Below are 19,152 nucleotides of genomic sequence, written 5' to 3' on the forward strand. Positions count from 1 at the left end.
CGCACGGCGAGGGGAAGATGTGTCGGGCGGCACCAATTGGTCGCGTAGGGCGACGAAATCCGGCACGGATCGTTGCCCTTCGCTAACTTTCCGTCGCCACGGTCGCCGCGGTCGCCTGCGGGTGATCGGTCGCGAGGAGGTCGAAGCAGAGCAGGTTGTCGAAGCTGCCGTCGCGCCGGGGGCTCGCGGCGCGCGCCGTACCGGTCAGGGTGAAGCCGTTGGCGACGGCGACGTGCGCGGAGGCTGTGTTGCCTTCGGCAGCGAACAGCATCAGCCGCCGGCGGCCCAGACCGCCCTCGTCGATCGGCTTGAAGGCATGCCGGATCGCGAGCCCGACCGCGGCCGACATCACGCCGCGCCCGCGCGCCTCGGGGTGCAGCCAGTAGCCGACCTCGCCGACGGTCGCGTCGATCCGGTTCTTCAGATCGAACACGCTGACGTTGCCGAGCAGGTCGTCGGTTTCCGGATCCGCGATCGCCCAGGAGACTCCTTCGCCGCTGGCCAGGTTCTCCAACCGGCCGGTGATGAAGGCCTCCGCATCCTCCAGTTGGTACGGCGACGGCATGCCGACCAGCCACTGCTGCGTCCGCTCGTCGTTGCACGCCTCCATCACCCGCTTGGCATCGGTACTACGGAGCGCTCGCAACCGCAGTCCCGCACCGTCCAGCGTCGGCACCTGCCACCAGTGGCCCACCGGCTCGCCGGAATCGTCCCGGCTCCGGGTGGCGACCCACTCGTCCTTCCGTACGCCGCGCGCGACCCCGCCGTCGGGAACCATCACCAGACCGCGGAACCCGGCCTTCCAGGCGACCCGGCGAGATCCCCAGTTGCCGACGTACGCGCGCCAGATCACCCGCGTCCAGCCCCGCTCGAAGGCGTGGTCCACCGCCAGCTTCAAGGCTCTCGTCATCACCCCGTGGCCGCGAGCCCACGGTGCCACCGCGAACCCGACTTCGCCGACGCCGCCGTCGCCGGGCCGCAGGTCGATCGTGCCGGCGTACCGGCCGTCGTACTCGATCGCCCAGGCCCAGGAATTACCCTCCCGCCAGCCGGCCGGGACGAACTCGGTGAGGTAGTGGACCGCGTTCCCCCACTCGTACGGCACCGGGATCGTGGTCCAGCGCTGCATCTCCGGGTCCTGGCACGCCTCGTACGCCGGTCCGACGTCGTCGGCGGTGTGCGCCCGCAGGGTCACCACATCGTCACGCAGCACCGGAACGTCCTCAGGGAATCGCATACCCCACCCTCCCAAGCCACCTGCCTCAGCGGCAATCACATTTCAACCCACCAGGCGAACGGCACATCACCAACACCTACCCCGCCTTCCTTCCCTTCCCTTGAGTGCTGACGGCACATAAATCAACGTTTTCGCACTGCAAAGGGGGGCAGGACCGCTTAGGCTGTGGCTGTGAGCGCAGCTGGAGTGAATGCCGAACCGTCCCGCGGCCGGGGCGGTCAGCTCGCTGCCCAGCGGCAGGCCACGATCGTTGCCGAGGTCAACAGCCGCGGCGCGATCACCGTCGCCGAACTGGTCGAGCGGTTCGGGGTGTCGGACATGACGATCCGCCGCGACCTGGACGCGCTCGACTCCAGCGGCCTGCTGCACAAGGTGCACGGAGGTGCCACCTCGGTCGGCCTGCGCAGCGCGCATGAGCCCGGGTTCGACGCCAAGCTCACGCAGGAATCCGCCGCCAAGCAGGCGATCGCCGCCGAGGCCGCCCGCCGGGTGCAACCGGACAGTGCGATCGGCATCGGCGCCGGTACGACGACGTACGCGCTGGCCCGCCAGTTGCTCCGGGTCGAGAACCTCACCGTGGTGACGAATTCGGCCCGGATCGCCGACGTGTTCCACGGCAACGGCCGGTCGGACCGCACCGTCGTCCTGATCGGCGGCATCCGGACGCCGTCGGACGCGCTGGTCGGCCCGATCGCGACCGCCGCGCTGCAGTCGCTGCACCTCGACCTGCTCTTCCTCGGTGCACACGGCGTCGATGCCGAGCACGGCCTGAGCACGCCGAACCTGATGGAGGCCGAGACCAACCGGTCCTTCATCGCCGCGAGCCGCGAGGTGGTCGTCGTCGCCGACCACACCAAGTGGGGCACGGTCGGCCTCAGCACGTTCGCCGGCTGGGGCGACCTCGACCTCGTCGTCACCGACTCCGGCCTCTCCACCGCCGCCCGCAAAGCCATGCGCGACACCAACTGCGAACTGATCATCGCCTCCTGACCACCCACACTTTGAGGGGATGTCCCCCCAAAGTGTGGGCTGTCTGCCTGCATACTGCAGGGCAACCCGCCAGTTGGGGGGATATCCCCTCAAAGTGTGGGTGGTCAGGGTGGCTGCCGCGGCGTAACCCACCAGTTGAGGGGATGTCCCCTCAAAGTGTGGGTTGTCTGCCTGCATACTGCAGGGCAACCCGCCAGTTGGGGGGATATCCCCTCAGAGGGGGAGGCGGGAGGCGCCGGGGGACGGGGTGGCGGCCAGGGAGGTGGGGGCGGTGAAGCCGTGGTCGGCGAAGGCCTTCTCGATCGCGGCGAGGGTGGCGTCGGCCGCGTCGGCTTCAACCAGCGCGATGATGCAGCCGCCGAAACCGCCGCCGGTCATCCGGGCGCCGAGCGCGCCCGCCGCCAACGCGGTGTCGACGGCGACATCGAGTTCGGGCACGGTGATCTCGAAGTCGTCGCGCAACGACACATGCGATGCGGTGAACAGCGGACCGACATCGCGCAGCCGGCCGGCGTGCATCAGCTCGACCGCCTCCTCGACCCGGCGGATCTCGGTCACCACGTGCCGCACGCGACGGCGTACGACATCATCCGTCAACCGGGTAAGCGCATCGTCGAGCTCGTCGAAGGCAACCGAACGCAAAGCCGGTACGCCGAGCTCGGCCGCGGCCTGCTCGCAGCTCTTCCGCCGGGCGGCGTACTCGCCGTCGACGTGCCGATGCGGTGCCTTCACATCGACCACCAGCAAGGCGAGTCCGTCGGCCGCCGGGTCGAACGGGATCTGGTCGGTCGACATCGCGCGGATGTCGAAGTACAAGGCGTGTCCGGCGGTGCAGCACATCGACGCCATCTGGTCCATCAGACCGACCGGCGCACCGACGTACGAATTCTCGGCCTTCTGCGCGAGCCGGGCGACCTCGGCCGGATCGACCTCGACGTCGCTCAATCCCAACAGGGCAACGGCTGTCGCGCACAACAGCGCTGCCGACGACGACAGGCCGGCCCCCGACGGGAGGTCGGAATCGACCAGCAGGTTGGCCCCGCCGATCGGGTAACCGGCCTCACGCAGTACCCAGGCTGCTCCCGCCGGGTACGCCGCCCAGTCCTCGACGGACCCCGGTGCCAGGTCGGCCAGCGTGAACTCGATGACACCCGGCTGCCCCTTCGTCGCCACCGCGAACCGGCCGTCGGTGCGCGCGGAGGCGGTCACCACGATCTGGTTCGGCAGCGCGATCGGCATCACCAGGCCGTCGTTGTAGTCGGTGTGCTCGCCGATCAGGTTGACCCGGCCGGGCGCGCGCCAGGAGCCGTCGGGGGCGGTGTGGAAGATCTCCTCGAACGTGCTCACGAACCAACCTTCCGCAGAGTCTCGGCGACGTCTTCCGGCCGGGTGTCGCTGATGAACGCGCCCATCCCGGACTCGGAACCGGCAAGGTACTTGATCTTGTCCGCGGCCCGCCGGATCGACAACACCTCGAGGTGCAGGTAGCCGAGTTCGCGGTCGATGCGGACCGGCGCCTGGTGCCAGGCAGCGATGTAAGGCAGCGGATCGCCGTACAGGCCGTCGAGCCGGCGCAGTACGTCGAGGTAGAGCTGGGTGAAGTCGTCGCGCTCCGGGCCGGACAGCTCGGAGATGTCGGCGACCTGGCGGTGCGGGTACAGGTGCACCTCGACCGGCCAGCGGGCGGCCTCGGGGACGAAGGCGGTCCAGGTGCCGTTCTCGGCGATCACCCGGGTGCCCTGCTTGCGTTCGGTGGCGAGGATGTCGGCGAAGAGGTTGCTGCCGGCAACGGCCTGGTGTTCGCGCGCGCGGTCCAGCAGGGTGCGCATTCGCGGCGGCAGGAACGGGTAGGCGTAGATCTGGCCGTGCGGGTGGTTCAGCGTCACGCCGATCTCGCGGCCGCGGTTCTCGAACGGGAACACGTGCTCCACGTCCGGTCGCGCGCTCAGCTCGGCGGTCCGGTCGGCCCAGGTCTCGACGACGAGCCGGGCCTGGCCCTGGGAGAGGTTGGTGAAGGACTGGTCGTGGTCGCTGGTGAAGCAGACGACCTCGGCCCGGCCCGGACCGGCGAAGGACGGGAAGCGGTTCTCGAAGACGGCGACGTTGTAGTCGTGGTCGGGGATCTCGGTCGGGTTCCCCGGCTTGCTCGCGCACAGCGGGCACTGGTCCGCGGGCGGCAGGTAGGTCCGGGTGTTGCGGTGCGTCGCGTAGGTGATCGTGTCGCCGGTCAGCGGGTCGATCCGCAGGTCGACCTGCGGCTTCGGGGCCGGCAGTCCGCGGGTGTCCTCGAGCGGCACCCGGACGGCGGCGTCGGCGGGGTCGTAGTAGATCAGGTCCCGGCCGTCGGACAACTTGGTATCGGTCCGCCGCGCACCACGAATCGTCATGGAGCGATCATAAACCAACAGATTCAAACATGCATCAAAGGACCTCCCGCCGCTACTCTTGATCGATGGACGTCGCCCTACTTCCGCGTCCCCTCCTGTTCTGCCGGAGAGGACGCTAGGAACTCCCAGCCCATGAAAGAAACCCTGACCAACATCGTCCTGATCTTCGTCTTCGTGCTGATCGGCGGCGTCTTCGCGGCCGCCGAGATGGCCCTGGTCTCGCTGCGCGAGAGCCAGCTCAAGTCGATCGCACACCGCGGCAAGCGCGGCGAGACGGTGGCCCGGGTGGCCGCCAACCCGAACCGCTTCCTGTCCGCCGTGCAGATCGGCGTCACCCTGATGGGCTTCCTGTCGGCCGCCTTCGGTGGCGCGACCCTGGCCGACGGGTTGTCCCCGCACCTGCAGAACCTCGGCCTGCCGGAGTCGCTGGCCGACACGGTCGCGCTGATCCTGATCACGATCGCGATCTCGTACGTGTCGATCGTCCTCGGCGAGCTGGCGGCGAAGCGGCTCGCGCTGCAACGGGCGGAGACCTTCGCCCTCGGGCTGGCGCCGCTGGTGGACCGGATCGCCTCGGCCGCCCGGCCGGTGATCTGGCTGCTGTCGAAGTCGACCGACCTGGTCGTCCGGGCGCTCGGTGGTGACCCGAACGCCAACCGCGAGGTGATGTCCGACGAGGAGCTGCGCGACCTGGTCTCCGCGCACGAGTCGCTCGGCGAGGAGGAACGCCGGATCGTCGACGACGTCTTCGAGGCGGGTGGCCGGCAACTGCGCGAGCTGATGCTGCCGCGGACCGAGGTGGACTTCGTCGACGCGGAGATGCCGGCGTACAAGGCGGTCAAGTTCGCGGCCGAACGGCCGCACTCGCGGTACCCGGTGATGAACGGGTCGGCCGACGACATCGTCGGGTTCGTGCACGTCCGCGACCTGTTCGACCCCGCGGTCGCGACCCGCTCGGTGCGGGTCGGCGACCTGGCGCGCGACGTCCTGATGCTGCCCGACACCGCGAAGCTGCTGCCGACACTGACCGAGATGCGCCGCCGCAGTACCCATCTCGCGATCGTGCTGGACGAGTACGGCGGTACGGCGGGCATCGTCACGATGGAGGACCTGGTCGAGGAGCTGATCGGCGACATCAAGGACGAGTACGACGAGGACTCGACCGAGACGACCCGGCTGCGCAGCGGCGACATCGAGGTCGACGGCCTGCTCAACCTGGACGACTTCGCCGAGGAGACCGGGGTGGAACTGCCCGACGGCCCGTACGAGACGGTTGCCGGCTTCCTCGCCGCCCAGCTCGGCAAGGTGCCGGCGGTCGGCGAGGAGGGCGCGGTCGACGGCTACAAAATCACCGTCACCGAGATGGACGGCCGCCGCGTCGCCCGGGTCCGGGTCCACCGCGTCGCGCCGGCCGAGGAGACCGCCGACGCGATGGCCGGCGATCCGGCTGATGCGAAGGCACCGCCTGCCGAGTGACTCAGACGGCCTCTGGCTGTCCTACCGCGGGTTCTTCCTGGCCGGCCATCGTGTCGATCAGCACACGGCGACGGGCCAGGACGGCCAGGCCGCCGACGAAGAAGCCGAGACCCTGGAAGATCAGCACCGGGATGACCCCGACGACGTCGCCGAGGATGCCGGCCGCGACGGTGCCGGTGAGCACCGCGAGCCCCTCGGCGGCGAAGAGCGCGCCGAACACCCGGCCGCGCGAGGCGTCGTCGGTGAGCCGCTGGAGCACCGTCATCATCCCGGCGATCAGGAAGGCCCCGGGCACTCCGACCAGGATCATGCAGACGAACGCCGGTACGACGCTGTGCCAGACCAGCGGGTAGCAGAACATCACCAGGTCGATCAGCCCGAACAGCACCGCGCCGACGCCCCACATCTTCGCCGCCGGGAACCGCGACCCGACGGCCGCCGCGATCAGCCCGCCAACGATCCCGCCGACCGCCTGCGAGGAGGTGATCAGCCCGTACGTCGTACCGCTGCCGCCCAACTCGGTGCTCACGAACGGCGCGAACAAGGTGCTCATCGCTCCCTCGCCCACGCCGGTGACGAGTCCGAAGACGAAGACCAGCCGCAGCGCAGCACCGCCGACGCAGATCCGCAGTCCCTCCATCCACTCGGCCTTGATCCGCTGGATGGCGCTGGTGGTCTTCTCCACCACGATCTTGGTACCGCGATGGCGGACAGCGAACAACAGCCCCATCGCGGCCAGATAGGTGGCCGCGTCTGCCATCGCCAGCAGGGGAATCCCGCCGATCGCGGCCAGTACGCCGCCCAGCGCCGCGCCGATCAACCGGGCGATGTCGCTGGACTGGCTGTTCAGCGCGTTCGCCGTGACGAGCTGGCGCGACTCGACCAGCAGCGGAATCAGCGCCTGCTCGGCCGGCCGGAAAAATTGCTGCAGGCAACTTTGTGCGAGGACGACCAGGTAGACCACCCAGATCGTGCTGCCGTCGTGCACCAGCAACAACGGCAGCAGGACCAAAGCATGCAGGAGGTTGGTGACGATCATCGTGCGGCGCCGGTCCCACCGGTCGACGAAGACGCCGGCCAGGGAGCCGAGCAGGAACAGTGGCAGGAACGACGAGAGCAGCAGTCCACCGGAGGCCAAGGTCGATCCGGTCAGTGCGTAGACGTAGTACGCCAGGCCGATCCGCAGGGTCCAGTCGCCGGTGAGGGAGATCAGTCCGGCGGTCAGCACGAGCCGGTAGTCGCGTTGCCGGGCGAGCACCTCCCACAAGTTCTTCATGGGCCGGTTTCTTCCGGCGCGACCGTGACGATGCGGGTGATGTCGACCAGCCGGCTGCCGGGCGGACGCGTGGACTTGTCGTCGATCGGCCGTTCGTCGATGTAGCGCTGCAGCAGTCCGCTGATCTGCCGCTCCAACTCGGCCAGCTCCTCGCCGGTGAGGTAGATGCCGGTGTGGCCGATGCCGGCGTTCTCCCACCAGATCGGTTCTTCGCCGGCCCGCCGCTGCTGCCAGTCGGCCAGCGCGCCCAGCGCCCGCTCGGCGATCAACTGCTCCAGTACGTCGGCTGCCGCGGTCGCCTCCGGGCTCAGGCCCACCTCGCGCCACGACTGTGAGGTCGAGACCAGCCGCCAGGGCCGCTCCCGGTTGTCCTTGCCCGGCGCCGCTTCGACGAAGTCGTACTTCGCCAGCTGCCGCAGGTGATGCGAGGCCAATGCCTGGCTGATCCCGAGCCGGCGGGCCGCATCGGCCGCCGTCAGCGGGCCCTCCTTGCCGAGCAGGGCCTGCAGGTCCAGCCGGACCGGGTGCGCCATCGCCCGGATGGCCAGCGGATCGTCCAGCAGCCGCCGCCTGCGCGGGTCCTCCGAGGATTCCAAAGACATGCTTGGAATATGACGCGCGACAGAACGCATGTCAAGCCGTTGCTTGGAATGCCCCCGGACTCAGCGCTTCTTGGTCGACTTTTCCTTGGGTTCCTTGGGCGTCTTCGGGTGGCCCTTGGTCTTGCCCGGTTCCGCTGGTCCGTGGGTCGGTCGGCTGGTGGCCGGCGGCTTGACCGGCCGGTTGGTGATCGGCGCGGTGGTCGGCGGCCGCGTGGTACGGACCGTCGGTGGATGAGTGGTGACCGCGGCAGGCGTCGTACGAGGTGTGGACGGCGGTGTCGACGGCAGGAGATCGGTCGCCGGAAGATTGCCGAGATCAGGGCCGAGCAGTACTGCGAGCGCGATCGCCGCGGCGGCGGCGGTCACTGCCGCGGCGCCGGCCAGCACGCCTCGCCTGGACCCACCGAGGACGGTCGCCGGAACGGTCGGGGCCTCGGCGGTCCGCGGTTCGAGCGGGGCGATCTCCGCGCCGGACGCGATGGCGGCGGCGGTCGGCCGCTGCTCCGGGTCCTTGGCGAGCATCCGGAACAGCAGCGTCTCGCACGGGCCGGCGAGCTCGGGGCGCAGGCCGCTCGGCGGGGCCGGGTCGACCTCGACGTGCTGGTACATGATCGAAGCGGGGTCCTCGGCCATGAACGGTGGATGGCCGGTGAGGAGCTGGTAGAGAACACAGCCGAGCGCGTAGACATCCGAGGCCGGGCCGGCCGGGCGGCCGAGGGCGCGTTCGGGAGCAAGGTAGAAGCTGGTGCCGACGACCTGGCCGGTCGCGGTCAGCGTGGTGGTGGTGTCGGCGAGGAAGCGGGCGATGCCGAAGTCGGCCACCTTGACGGTGCCGCCGGGGCCGAGCAGCAGGTTCCCCGGTTTGATGTCGCGGTGGACGATGTTCTCCCGATGTGCCGCGGCCAGCCCGGCCGCTGCCTGCCGGACGATGTCCAGCGCGTCGTCGGCCGGGAGCGGGCCGTTCGACCGGAGTTCTTCCGCGACCGAGCGGCCCTCGACCAGTTCCATCACCAGGAAGTAGCCGTCGTCGTGCTCGCCGAAGTCGAGTGCCGCCACGACGTGTTCGTCGCTCAGCAGGGCAGCGGCATGGGCTTCCCGCCGGAAGCGTGCCGCGGCCATGTCGTCCTGACGGTTGGGCAGCAGGAACTTGACTGCGACCTCACGCCCGAGGAGTTCGTCCGTACCGCGATAGACGGCACCCATTCCGCCGCGGCCGAGGGGCGAGCCCAGCCTGTAGCGATCAGCAACCAGCATCGCACCCGGGTACCCACCGGATGCCCCGGCCATGCGGCTCAGCCCCGGCTCACCTGTGGCCGGCCAGCCAGGGCAGGACAACGCCGATCTCGTCGAAGATGGTGAAATGGCTGGCCCCAGGAGCCAGCCGCAGCTCGGCCGTCGGGCAGTGCGCGGCCAGCCAGGCGCCGTGGGAGGCCGGAATGATGCGGTCCCGTTCGCCGTGCAGCAGCAGGATCGGGGCCTCGATCGTGGTCGGGTCGCAGCCCCACGGGGTGACGTAGGAGATGTCGTCGTCGATCAGACCGTACGGACCGGCGTCGAGACCATGGCTCGCCACCGAACCGAGCCAGCCCCATTCACCTTCGAAGAGCGCGAAGTCGTCCTTGGTGAACTCCGGGTCGTACTCGACACCGGAGGCTTCGTGCGCGGCCTTCACCTCGCGTCCACCCAGGGCCGCGCGCAGCGAGGCGACGCCCGACGGGACCATCCCGTCGAACCAGTCCAGCCCCTGTACGCCGTACGGCGCGATCGCGGCGAGGGTGACGGCCGCGGTGACCCGATCGCCCAAAGCGGCGGCGCAGCCGAGCGCGTACGAGCCGCCGCCGGAGTAGCCGGCGACCGCGAACCGGGCGATCCCGAGCTCATCGGCGACGGCCGCCGCGTCGCCCGCGACCGAGGCCATCGTCCGGCCGGGAGCAGGCGAGGAACCGCCGTACCCGGGCCGGTCGAACGAGATCCAGCGGACGCCGAGCCGCTCGCTCTCGGTCAGCAGGGGAGCAGGCGGCGCCCCGAGGTTCGGCGTGCCGTGGTTCCAGAAGACGGGCAGATCGCCGCTGCCGGTGTCGTAGACGTGCAGGGTGCGGCCGTCGCTCAACCGGAGGTCGTTCTCTTGCATGGCGTTCACCTTAGAGTCGCTGCGGGTGGGTCAGCCCGTACGTCGTACTCGGGTCCGGCCGGTCGACATTTGGCCCATTTCTGGGAAAACCGCGCGTTTGTCGAGAAGGTCCGCAGGCCTCCGACCTCGGCTGCAAGGATCCACTCGACCGAAAGGACCTGTCGTGAAGTACTTGTTGTTGATCCACAGCAACCCGGTGACCTGGGGACATCCCTCCTTCCTGCACGCCGAGGAGGGGATCAAACTGCCGAAGTCGGCTCGCGTGGCGCTGACCGCGCAGCTCGACGGCCTGATCGCCGAACTCAAGGAAAGAGGCGAACTGGTCGCGCTCGAACCGCTCGCCGCGCCCAAGACCACGAAGGTGGTCCGCGTCCGCGAGGGCGTCCGGGCGGTCACCGACGGCCCGTACTCCGAGGCGAAGGAGCAACTGGCCGGCTTCTTCCTGATCGACGTCGACTCGCCCGAGCGGGCCGAGGAGGTCGCGGCCCGGATTCCCGAGGCGCAGTTCTTCGCCGTGGAGCTGCGCCCGATCGACGACCTCAGCTGACAGCACCACGACGACTCTGTACTACGGGCCGGCCACCCGTAGTACAGAGTGGTGGAGCTAGCTGACCAGGCGGGCGTGGTTGGCGCGGGTGGCCAAGGCCGGGTCGAGGGCGCCGAGGGCCAACCAGGTCGCGCCCCCGACGCCGTCGCGGGCGGTCAGTACCTCGCCGTCGAAGTGCTCGTGAATGTTTTGCCGAAGCAACCGCCCCACCGGAGACGATTCCCCGGCCACACTGCCGGCCAGCACCAGTGGGCCGTTGTCCGACGTTGTCCTGAGCCGGCTGACCGTTTCTATGAGCAGTTCGGCTGCGCGTTTCACCAAGGCGTGGGCGGTCTTGTCGTTCTGGTCGTACGCCGCCACGACCGTGCGGGCCAGTTCGGCCAGCATCACCGGTGGACGGTTGTTGACGGTGCGAACCAGCTCGTCACGCAGGTTGTCGTACCCCTCACGCTCCGCAGCGACCCGGAGTCCGGGGTCGGTGAGAGTGGCTGCCACCACGGCTTCGCCGAGGATGCCGAGCGGTTCCCGCAGATCGATGGATTGCAACACACTGCGCATTGCTTCCCGGCCGAGCCAGAAGCCGGATCCGTCGTCGCCGAGCAGCCAGCCGTGACCGCCGACGGTGCGGACCAGCGCGTGGTCGTGCACCAGGCCGACATTGCTGCCCGTCCCCGCGATCAGCACGGTGCCGTCCGGCTCAGGCGTGCCGGAGGCGAAGGCGATCTCCAGGTCGCCGATGTACCGCGGGTCGCAGACCAGGCCGGCACCGCTCCAGGCGGCGTCGAACTGGGCCCGGATGCCGGGGTTGGACAGCGCCGGACCGCCCGCCATACCGATCACCGCCGTCCTGACCAGCTGGGCGTCGATGCCGTCCAGAGCCTGGTGAATCGCCTGACCGAAGTTGGCCGCGGCGCTCGCGGGGTGGCTGGTCGGATTTCCGCCGGCCGCGGCCCCGCGGCCGATTACGTTGCCTTCATGGTCCGCGATCACGATCCGGGTGGAGGTGCCGCCGAGGTCGCCGCCCAGCACCAGTGCGGAGGCTGGCATCAAGACCACTGGGTCCCCAGGTTCGGGGACCGGCCGTTCGAGCGACATAGGCAATGCTCCAAACTGCTCATAAGAGGCTAGGCGTGAACAACAACAAGCAAGGTCACGCAACGGTCCCGATCTGGAGGGAAGAGTGAGATGAGCCTTGACTTTAGCTGCCAGGTGAGAAAAGTTCTGTCCAGCAAACCGCAAACATGCGCACTTGTCGGCACTAGGTGTGTCGTGGTGAACACATTAGTCAAGGGGTGGGGCCTCTGATGGCCAGCACGACAGACGGCAGCACCGGCGCCGACGGGACGAACCCGGGCGTGAGTGCGCAGTCCTATGTTCATGCGCTGACGCCGATCCTGGCGGCCGTGACCGAGCAGGCCGACGGCCCGATCCGGGCCGCCGCGGACCTGGTCACCGCTTCCCTGCGCGCGAACGGCGTCATCCAGGCCTTCGGGTCGGGCCACTCCGAAGCACTCGCGATGGAGATCGCCGGCCGCGCCGGCGGGCTGATCGCGACGAACCGGATCGCGCTGCGCGATCTGGTGCTGCTCGGGGGCGAGCCGCCCGAACTGCTCCGCGACGGCGAGCTCGAGCGCAACCCGTCGTACTCACGCAAGCTCTACGAACTGTCGGCCGCCCGCCCCGGCGACCTGTTCGTGATCGCGTCGAACTCCGGCGTGAACGGCTCGATCGTCGAGCTGGCCACCGTCGTGAAGGAAAAAGGACACCCGCTGATCGCGATCACCTCGCTGCAGCACACCAGCGGGGTCGACTCGCGGCATCCGTCGGGGAAGAAACTGATCGACTTCGCCGACGTGGTGCTCGACAACCATGCGCCGTACGGCGATTCTGTGCTGGAGCTACCCGACGGCGGCAAGGTCTGCGCCGTGTCGTCCATCACTGCTGCGCTGATCGCGCAGATGCTGGTGGCCGAGGTACTGCGACGGTTCACCGAGGCCGGCGAGACCCCACCGGTCTACCTGTCCGCGAACATCCCGGGCGGCGACGACCACAACCACGCCCTTGAAGCCCAGTACGCCGGCCGGATCCGTCGTACTGCTTGAAACACTCCTTGGAAGGCGGGACCAATGACCACTCCCAACATGTCGCGGCGCCTGTTCCTGCAGCGCGCAGCGGTCGGCACCTTGATGGCGACCGGCGGCAGCACGCTGCTCGCGGCCTGTGCCAGCAGCGGCAGCGACGACAACGGTTCCTCCGGTGGCGGCGCCGACAAGACGGCCGACAACCCGTTCGGCATGGCGGACAAGGCGACCGTCGACGCGGTGATCTTCAACGGTGGCTACGGCTACGACTACGTGTCGTTCGCGGCTGACATCGCCCAGAAGAAGCACGCGGGCTCGACGTTCAAGGTCGCCCCGTCGACCCAGATCGCCCAGCAGCTGCAGCCGCGCTTCGTCGGCGGCAACCCGCCGGACCTAATCGACAACTCCGGCGCGAACCAGATCGGCTTCAACACGATCCTGGACCAGCTGGCGACGCTGGACGACGTCTTCGAGGCCAACAACTACGAGGGCACGAAGATCGCCGACACCCTGTACCCCGGCGCCAAGAACCCGGGCACGTTCGACGGCAAGTTCGTCGCGATGAACTACGTGCTCACGCTCTACGGCCTGTGGTACTCCGACAGCCTGTTCAAGGAGAACGGCTGGGAGCCGCCGAAGACCTACGACGCGCTGCTCGACCTCGGCGCCAAGGCGAAGGCGAAGGGCAAGTACCTGTTCGTCTGGGGCAAGGAAGCCGCGACCTACTACCACACCCTGGCCGTCGACTCCGCGATCAAGGAGGGTGGCGACGAGGTCCGGCTGGCGCTGGAGAACCTCAAGGACAAGTGCTGGTCGCTGCCGCAGCTCCAGGGTGTCTTCAAGGCCATGGAGACCATGGTCAAGAACGGCTACTTCGTCCCCGGTGGTGCCGGTACCCAGTTCACCGCCGCCCAGGCGAAGTGGAGCAACGACCAGCAGGCCATCCTCTACCCCTCGGGCTCGTGGATCGAGAACGAGATGAAGAAGGCCACCAAGGCCGGCTTCAACATGAAGGGCATCCCGGAGCCGACCCTGACCGACAGCCCGAAGCTGCCGTACGAGTCGCTGCGCAGCGCGGCCGGTGAGCCGTTCATCGTCCCGGCCAAGGGCAAGAACGTTGCCGGCGGCAAGGAGCTGCTCCGGGCCATGCTGTCCAAGGAGGCGGCGACCAACTTCGCCAAGACGCGGCTCGCGCCGACCATCGTCAAGGGCCTGGTGCCCGCCGACGGCTTCGGTTCGACCGCGCTGCAGTCGCAGACCGCGATGCTGGACGCGGCCGGTACGAACATCTTCGACTACCAGGTCTTCGGCCTGTACGGCATGAACACCGACCAGCTCGTGGTCTGGAACTCGTTCCTGTCCGGCCAGACCGACGCGGCCGGCCTGACGAAGGGCCTGCAGCAGATCACGGACAAGGTGCGCAACGACAGCTCCGTCAAGAAGATCCCGGTCAACAAGTGACCATGACGCCAGAGGTAGTGCCGGACGGCGGACCCCAGCGGTCCGCCGTCCGGCGGCGCCGGCCACTGACCTTCGACCGGATCAGCTTCATGGTCGTCTTTCTCGGCCTGCCGCTGGCGGTCTTCGTGATCTTCGTGGTCTCGCCGTTCGTGCAGGCGCTGTGGTACTCGCTGACCGACTGGTCCGGGTTCAGCTCGAAGATGAACTTCGTCGGCTTCGACAACTACGTCAGGCTGTTCCACGACGACATCTTCCTGAAGGCCGTGCGCAACAACATCGAGCTGGCGGTCGTCGTGCCGATCGTGACGATCGTGTTGGCGCTGACCCTTGCCACGCTGGTGACGATCGGCGGCTCGGGCACCGGGACCGTTCGCGGACTGCGCAACTCCGGTTTCTACCGGATCGTCTCGTTCTTCCCGTACGTGATCCCCGCGATCGTGATCGGCCTGATCTGGGCGCAGGTGTTCACCCCGAGTACGGGCATCCTGGACGCGTTGCTGTCGAAGGTCGGGCTGAAGGGATTCGCGGACTACGCGTGGCTCGGTGACGCCCGGACCGCGATGCCGGCCTCGATGTTCGTGATGATCTGGGGCTTCGTCGGCTTCTACATGGTGCTGTTCATCGCCGCCATCCGGGGGATCGACCCCGAGGTGTTCGAGGCGGCCCGGATCGACGGCGCCGGCCGGTTCCGGACAGCGGTGTCACTGACGCTGCCGCTGATCCGCGACAACGTGCAGACGGCGTACGTCTACCTGGGCATCGCCGCCCTCGACGCCTTCGTCTACATGCAGGCGCTCAACCCGGGCGGTGGCCCGCAGAACTCGACCCTCGTCATGCCCCAGCAACTGTTCACCACGGCCTTCGCCAAGGGTCAGTTCGGTTACTCGACGGCGATGGGCGTGATCCTGGCCGCGGTGACCATGCTGTTCGCGCTGCTGGTCTTCACCGTGAACTGGCTGACCGGCGGACGTGACCGGAAGGTACGCCGATGACAACAACTACCGCCGACCGGGCCGAATTCGTCGCCGAGTCGCGCGTGCCCGGCAAGGGATCGCGGGAGGGCAGGGGCGTTGCGACCACCGCCCACATCGCGCTGATCCTGTGGTCGCTGCTGGTGATCCTGCCGCTGGTGTGGACAGTGCTGTCCTCGTTCAAGTCGACGCAGGAGGTGCTGGGCAACCCGCTGTCGTTGCCGGGCAAGCTGCGGTTCAGCAACTACGCCCACGCTTGGACGACGGCCGGTATCGGCCGCTACTTCACCAACACGGTGATCGTCGTCGGCTGCGCTCTCGTGCTGGTGATGATCCTCGGCGCCATGTGCGCGTACGTACTGGCCAGGTTCACGTTCCGCGGCAACCGGCTGATCTACTACAGCATGCTGGCCGGTCTGACCTTCCCGGTCTTTCTGGCGATCGTGCCGCTGTTCTTCGTGCTGAAGAACCTGTCGCTGCTGAACACGCTGCCAGGATTGATCATCACGTACGTCGCGTTCGCGCTGCCGTTCACCGTCTTCTTCCTGCACAGCTTCTTCAAGGCGCTGCCGGGTGAGATCTACGAGGCGGCGCAGATCGACGGCGCCGGCGAGTGGCGCACGTTCTTCTCGGTGATGCTGCCGATGGCCCGGCCCGGGATGGCGTCGGTCGCCATCTTCAACTTCCTCGGGTTGTGGAACCAGTTCCTGCTCCCCGTCGCCCTGAACACCGACTCGAGGAACTACGTGCTCTCGCAGGGCATGGCGTCGTTTGCCTCGCAGGCGGGTTATGCGGTGGACTTCGGTGCTCTGTTCGCTGCCGTGGTGATCACGGTCGCGCCGGTGCTGGTCGTCTACATCATCTTCCAGCGTCAACTCCAGGTCTCCGTCACCGCCGGAGGCGTGAAGTAGCCCAGCCGTGACGCTCGAGTAGCTTCACCTGCAACTCGCTAGCCCTCGCCGAATGCACCACGGCGGGGGCTAGTCTGCGTTCGTGCTCAGACGGCGAACCGTGTTGCAAGGAGCCTTGGTGGCTGCCCTGGCGGCCGGGTGTTCTTCGGAGAAGCCCGTGGCGGGGCCGGTGCGGTCCGCCGGAAATCCGTTCGGGGTCGACGAGACGAAGCCGCTCGAAGTGGTGGTCGCGGAGGACTGGGGTGCGTACGGCGCCGCGGCGTACCGGAAGAAGTATGCGAAGGCGGTGGTGACGAGTACGCCGACCAAGCAATTGAAGGACCTGCTGGAATCCCGCTTCGCCGCGGGCAGTCCGCCGGATGTGGTGCTGAACGTCGGCCCGAAGGCGCTGCCGACCGGTCACCTGGTCGCGGAGAACCAGCTCGAGAACCTCGAGGAGTTGCTGAAGGCACCTTCCTGGAGCGACGAGAACGCGACGATCCAGGACGCCTTCCTGCCAGGCCTGCTCGACGCCGGCCGGTACGACGGGACGTTGCGCGCCCTCAACTACATCGCGACCGTTTACGGCTTCTGGTACTCGGCCCTGCTCTTCCAGCAGAAGAACTGGGACGTCCCCGCGACCTGGCCTGAACTGCTTGCCCTGGGCACCGAGATGAAAGCGGCCGGCGTCGGCCCGTTCGCCTACGCGGGCGTCCATCCGTACTACGTGTTCGAGGCGGTCCTCACCCTCGCGGCCAAGACCGGCGGCCACGACGTCGTCAAGCGGATCGACAACCTCGAGGACGGCGCCTGGAAGGACGAGAGCGTGACCCGGGCGATCACCGCGTTCGGCGAACTGGCCCGGCGCGGGCTGCTCGCGAAGGGCACCACCGAGCTGGATCACCTCGCTTCCCAGACGCTGCTGATGAAGTCGAAGGCCGGCCTGCTGCCCTGCGGGAACTGGCTGGAGAACGAGATGAAGCCGGTGATCCCGGCCAACTTCGGGCTGAGCGTCTTCGGGATCCCGCCGCTGGACACCTCGGCGGCACTGCCGCGCGGCTTGCACGTGGCGCCCACCGCGCCGTTCGTCGTACCGGTGAAGGCCAAGAACCCCGAGGGTGGTTTCGACTACCTCCGGGCGATGCTGTCCAAGGAGGTCGCCGCGCAGGTGACCTCGGAGAGCAACCAGCTGACCGTAGTACGAGGTGCCGCTGACGGGCTGGAAATCGGTACGGCGCTCCGCTCCGCGCGGGACCTGCTGACCGCCGCGGGGGATCAGGTCATCACCTGGTACTTCGCCGACTGGTACCCCGAGCTCGGCAGGACGGCCGGGGAGGCGACCGGGCAATTCCTTGCCGGAGGCATCCGGGCGGACGAGTGGACGGCGCGGATCCAGGCCGCGGCGGACAAGGTGAAACAGGACCACGGGGTGACCAAGTATCACCGGGACTGATCGGCATGAGTTAGGTTAGGGATACCTAACTTCCGACTGTGAGGTCTCTCTATGCGCTCCATCCTCCGGCCGCTCGCGCTGCTGGTCGCTTTGCCGTTGCTCGCCCTGACCGCCTGTGGCGGCACCGACCAGAAAGACGTCGCTGCGACGCCCCAGGCGACCTCCGAAGCCGGCGCCTTCCCGGTGACGATCAAGAACAAGTACGGCGACACCGTCATCAAGGCGGCACCGAAGCGGATCGTGCTGGTCGGCCTCGTCGAGCAGGACGCCCTGCTGGCGCTCGGAATCACGCCAGCCGCCACCACCGAGTGGTTCGGCGACAAGCCCGGCGCCCTGTTCCCGTGGGCGAAGGCGAAGCTCGGCAACGGCGCGGTACCGCAGGTGCTGAGCGACAAGGACGGTCTGCAGTTCGAGAAGATCGCCGCGCTGCAGCCGGACCTCATCATCGGGCTGTACTCCGGGATCACGGCCGACGACTACAAGAAGCTGACCGCGATCGCGCCGACCGTCGCACAGGTCCCCGGCGCGCCGGACTACGGCATCAGCTGGCAGGACCTCACCCGGACCGTCGGCAAGGCCGTCGGAAAGCCCAAGCAGGCCGACGACCTGGTCAACGGGATCGAGGACCGCTTCGCCAAGGTGCGGGCCGAACACCCGGAGTTCAAGGGGAAGACGGCGCTGATGACCTCGGCGTACCAGGGCTATTTCATCTACGGTCGCCAGGATCCGCGGTCGCGGCTGCTGACCGACCTCGGGTTCAGTTGGCCGGCCGATGTGGACAAGGCGATCGGCGACAAGTTCGGCGCCAGTATCAGCGGCGAGAAGGTGTCGCTGCTCGATGTCGGCGCGCTGATCTGGTTCCCGGAGAAGGGCGGTCTGGCGAAGCTCAAGAACGACCCGCTGCTGAAGAACCTGGCCGTCAGCAAGCAGGGACGCCAGGTCTACATCGAGGAGAACTACGACGACCCGCTGTACGGCGCGGTCAGCTTCGTCTCGGTGCTGAGCCTCCCGATCGTCCTCGACACCCTGGTCCCGAAGCTGGCCGCAGCAGTCGACGGCAACCCGGCGACCAGCTAAGGCCAGACCACCTGGTCCAGGAAGTCCTCGACGGCCGTCGCCGTCTGCCCCAGTACCGCGGCAGACGCGGCGAGCCGACCGGGGACGAACATCCCGTGGTCGGCCCCTTCCACCTCCAGCACGTAGGGCGTGAGCTCGCGGGCAAGCGCGGAATCCCACAACCCGTCCGCGCTGCCACCCACCAGCAGGAAGGGCGCGGTCGATCGCCGCAGCGCGTCGACCACGAACGAACTGGTCAACACCGGTGTCAACCACACGGCCGGCAGGTTCCGCTCGGCTGCGACGACCGCCGCATGCGTCCCCAGTGACTTCGCGATCAGCAGCGTGTCCGCCCGTACGTCGGGGACCGCTCCCGCGAGTTGGTCGAGAACCCACGGCCCCCGTTCCTCCGGCGTCAGCGTGAGCGGGCGATCGGGATCGTTCCACGAGATCGGCCGGATCTTGGCGCCGCGCTGCTCGGCGGCACAGGCGGCGTACATCAGGAGTGGGCTGTGCGGTCCGTACTGTCCGCCGGGCAGGACGATCACCTCGGGTGAACTCATAGTTTCCACCCTATGACCCGCTGCGAACCGC

The 19,152-nt window shown here is 68.3% G+C and carries 18 protein-coding genes; 9 read left to right on the forward strand and 9 right to left on the reverse strand.

Annotated features, from left to right (window positions below):
- Nucleotides 1-82: 82 nt before the first annotated feature.
- Entirely contained in the window at nt 83-1,237 is a 1,155-nt protein-coding gene (locus DIZ26_RS26650; protein ID WP_112246341.1) for a GNAT family N-acetyltransferase, read from the reverse strand.
- 171 nt (nt 1,238-1,408) lie between these two features.
- Here DIZ26_RS26650 and DIZ26_RS26655 point away from each other — a divergent pair, with 171 nt between their 5' ends.
- On the forward strand, nt 1,409-2,227 hold the full coding sequence (locus DIZ26_RS26655; protein WP_112247121.1) for a DeoR/GlpR family DNA-binding transcription regulator: 819 nt from the start codon (nt 1,409-1,411) through the stop codon (nt 2,225-2,227).
- Between the two features lie 213 nt (nt 2,228-2,440).
- Here the strand turns inward: DIZ26_RS26655 and galK are convergent, their stop codons facing one another.
- Both galK and galT read right to left on the reverse strand, forming a co-directional pair.
- Nucleotides 2,441-3,574, reverse strand: a complete 1,134-nt coding sequence (gene galK, locus DIZ26_RS26660) for a galactokinase (protein ID WP_112246343.1) — start codon at nt 3,572-3,574, stop codon at nt 2,441-2,443.
- Nucleotides 3,571-4,614 carry a galactose-1-phosphate uridylyltransferase gene (gene galT, locus DIZ26_RS26665; RefSeq protein WP_112246345.1) on the reverse strand — a complete coding sequence of 348 codons (1,044 nt, stop codon included), beginning with the start codon at nt 4,612-4,614 and terminating at the stop codon, nt 3,571-3,573. The genes galK and galT overlap by 4 nt, the downstream gene beginning before the upstream one ends.
- 132 nt (nt 4,615-4,746) lie before the next feature.
- Here galT and DIZ26_RS26670 point away from each other — a divergent pair, with 132 nt between their 5' ends.
- On the forward strand, nt 4,747-6,090 hold the full coding sequence (locus tag DIZ26_RS26670) for a hemolysin family protein (RefSeq protein WP_112246346.1): 1,344 nt from the start codon (nt 4,747-4,749) through the stop codon (nt 6,088-6,090).
- A 1-nt stretch (nt 6,091) separates the two neighbouring features.
- Here the strand turns inward: DIZ26_RS26670 and DIZ26_RS26675 are convergent, their stop codons facing one another.
- Genes DIZ26_RS26675 through DIZ26_RS26690 form a run of 4 tightly spaced genes read right to left on the reverse strand, consistent with a single transcriptional unit; the run spans nt 6,092 to nt 10,099 of the window.
- Nucleotides 6,092-7,366, reverse strand: coding sequence for an MFS transporter (locus DIZ26_RS26675; protein ID WP_112246348.1), 1,275 nt, complete (start codon nt 7,364-7,366; stop codon nt 6,092-6,094).
- Nucleotides 7,363-7,968, reverse strand: a complete 606-nt coding sequence (locus DIZ26_RS26680; protein ID WP_112246350.1) for an ArsR/SmtB family transcription factor — start codon at nt 7,966-7,968, stop codon at nt 7,363-7,365. The genes DIZ26_RS26675 and DIZ26_RS26680 overlap by 4 nt, the downstream gene beginning before the upstream one ends.
- Nucleotides 7,969-8,028: 60 nt before the next feature.
- Entirely contained in the window at nt 8,029-9,222 is a 1,194-nt protein-coding gene (locus tag DIZ26_RS26685; RefSeq protein ID WP_112247123.1) for a serine/threonine-protein kinase, read from the reverse strand.
- A gap of 49 nt (nt 9,223-9,271) precedes the next feature.
- The gene (locus DIZ26_RS26690; RefSeq protein ID WP_112246352.1) at nt 9,272-10,099 is read right to left on the reverse strand and encodes an alpha/beta fold hydrolase; all 828 of its coding nucleotides are present in this window, start codon (nt 10,097-10,099) and stop codon (nt 9,272-9,274) included.
- Between the two features lie 163 nt (nt 10,100-10,262).
- On the opposite strand from DIZ26_RS26690, the gene DIZ26_RS26695 reads away from it, so the two are divergent.
- On the forward strand, nt 10,263-10,646 hold the full coding sequence (locus DIZ26_RS26695) for a YciI family protein (RefSeq protein ID WP_112246354.1): 384 nt from the start codon (nt 10,263-10,265) through the stop codon (nt 10,644-10,646).
- 57 nt (nt 10,647-10,703) lie between these two features.
- On the opposite strand, the gene DIZ26_RS26700 is transcribed toward DIZ26_RS26695, so the two are convergent.
- Entirely contained in the window at nt 10,704-11,693 is a 990-nt protein-coding gene (locus DIZ26_RS26700) for an N-acetylglucosamine kinase (protein WP_232828614.1), read from the reverse strand.
- 257 nt (nt 11,694-11,950) lie between these two features.
- On the opposite strand from DIZ26_RS26700, the gene DIZ26_RS26705 reads away from it, so the two are divergent.
- The 6 genes from DIZ26_RS26705 to DIZ26_RS26730 all read left to right on the forward strand — a co-directional run bounded on the left by DIZ26_RS26705 (nt 11,951) and on the right by DIZ26_RS26730 (nt 18,579).
- Nucleotides 11,951-12,748 carry a sugar isomerase domain-containing protein gene (locus tag DIZ26_RS26705; protein WP_112246358.1) on the forward strand — a complete coding sequence of 266 codons (798 nt, stop codon included), beginning with the start codon at nt 11,951-11,953 and terminating at the stop codon, nt 12,746-12,748.
- A gap of 24 nt (nt 12,749-12,772) precedes the next feature.
- Nucleotides 12,773-14,188 carry an N-acetylglucosamine/diacetylchitobiose ABC transporter substrate-binding protein gene (gene ngcE, locus DIZ26_RS26710; RefSeq protein ID WP_112246360.1) on the forward strand — a complete coding sequence of 472 codons (1,416 nt, stop codon included), beginning with the start codon at nt 12,773-12,775 and terminating at the stop codon, nt 14,186-14,188.
- Between the two features lie 2 nt (nt 14,189-14,190).
- Nucleotides 14,191-15,180 carry a carbohydrate ABC transporter permease gene (locus tag DIZ26_RS26715; protein WP_112246362.1) on the forward strand — a complete coding sequence of 330 codons (990 nt, stop codon included), beginning with the start codon at nt 14,191-14,193 and terminating at the stop codon, nt 15,178-15,180.
- Entirely contained in the window at nt 15,177-16,070 is an 894-nt protein-coding gene (locus DIZ26_RS26720; protein ID WP_112246364.1) for a carbohydrate ABC transporter permease, read from the forward strand. The genes DIZ26_RS26715 and DIZ26_RS26720 overlap by 4 nt, the downstream gene beginning before the upstream one ends.
- 118 nt (nt 16,071-16,188) lie before the next feature.
- The gene (gene ngcE, locus DIZ26_RS26725) at nt 16,189-17,502 is read left to right on the forward strand and encodes an N-acetylglucosamine/diacetylchitobiose ABC transporter substrate-binding protein (RefSeq protein ID WP_232828615.1); all 1,314 of its coding nucleotides are present in this window, start codon (nt 16,189-16,191) and stop codon (nt 17,500-17,502) included.
- A 51-nt stretch (nt 17,503-17,553) separates the two neighbouring features.
- The gene (locus DIZ26_RS26730) at nt 17,554-18,579 is read left to right on the forward strand and encodes an iron-siderophore ABC transporter substrate-binding protein (protein WP_112246368.1); all 1,026 of its coding nucleotides are present in this window, start codon (nt 17,554-17,556) and stop codon (nt 18,577-18,579) included.
- Here the strand turns inward: DIZ26_RS26730 and DIZ26_RS26735 are convergent.
- Entirely contained in the window at nt 18,576-19,121 is a 546-nt protein-coding gene (locus tag DIZ26_RS26735) for an alpha/beta hydrolase (protein ID WP_232828616.1), read from the reverse strand. The genes DIZ26_RS26730 and DIZ26_RS26735 overlap by 4 nt on opposite strands.
- Nucleotides 19,122-19,152: the final 31 nt, after the last annotated feature.

It is taken from the genome of Kribbella monticola, assembly GCF_003261635.1.
GTDB lineage: Bacteria > Actinomycetota > Actinomycetes > Propionibacteriales > Kribbellaceae > Kribbella > Kribbella monticola.

Coding starts and splice junctions, on each gene's coding strand:
- DIZ26_RS26670 (WP_112246346.1), top strand. CDS start 4,747: ATGAAAGAAACCCTGACCAACATCGTCCTGATCTTCGTCTTCGTGCTG.
- DIZ26_RS26730 (WP_112246368.1), top strand. CDS start 17,554: ATGCGCTCCATCCTCCGGCCGCTCGCGCTGCTGGTCGCTTTGCCGTTG.
- DIZ26_RS26700 (WP_232828614.1), bottom strand. CDS start 11,693: ATGCCAGCCTCCGCACTGGTGCTGGGCGGCGACCTCGGCGGCACCTCC.
- DIZ26_RS26685 (WP_112247123.1), bottom strand. CDS start 9,222: ATGCTGGTTGCTGATCGCTACAGGCTGGGCTCGCCCCTCGGCCGCGGC.
- DIZ26_RS26650 (WP_112246341.1), bottom strand. CDS start 1,237: ATGCGATTCCCTGAGGACGTTCCGGTGCTGCGTGACGATGTGGTGACC.
- DIZ26_RS26675 (WP_112246348.1), bottom strand. CDS start 7,366: ATGAAGAACTTGTGGGAGGTGCTCGCCCGGCAACGCGACTACCGGCTC.
- DIZ26_RS26680 (WP_112246350.1), bottom strand. CDS start 7,968: ATGTCTTTGGAATCCTCGGAGGACCCGCGCAGGCGGCGGCTGCTGGAC.
- DIZ26_RS26705 (WP_112246358.1), top strand. CDS start 11,951: ATGGCCAGCACGACAGACGGCAGCACCGGCGCCGACGGGACGAACCCG.
- ngcE (WP_112246360.1), top strand. CDS start 12,773: ATGACCACTCCCAACATGTCGCGGCGCCTGTTCCTGCAGCGCGCAGCG.
- galT (WP_112246345.1), bottom strand. CDS start 4,614: ATGACGATTCGTGGTGCGCGGCGGACCGATACCAAGTTGTCCGACGGC.
- DIZ26_RS26735 (WP_232828616.1), bottom strand. CDS start 19,121: ATGAGTTCACCCGAGGTGATCGTCCTGCCCGGCGGACAGTACGGACCG.
- DIZ26_RS26720 (WP_112246364.1), top strand. CDS start 15,177: ATGACAACAACTACCGCCGACCGGGCCGAATTCGTCGCCGAGTCGCGC.
- DIZ26_RS26715 (WP_112246362.1), top strand. CDS start 14,191: ATGACGCCAGAGGTAGTGCCGGACGGCGGACCCCAGCGGTCCGCCGTC.
- DIZ26_RS26690 (WP_112246352.1), bottom strand. CDS start 10,099: ATGCAAGAGAACGACCTCCGGTTGAGCGACGGCCGCACCCTGCACGTC.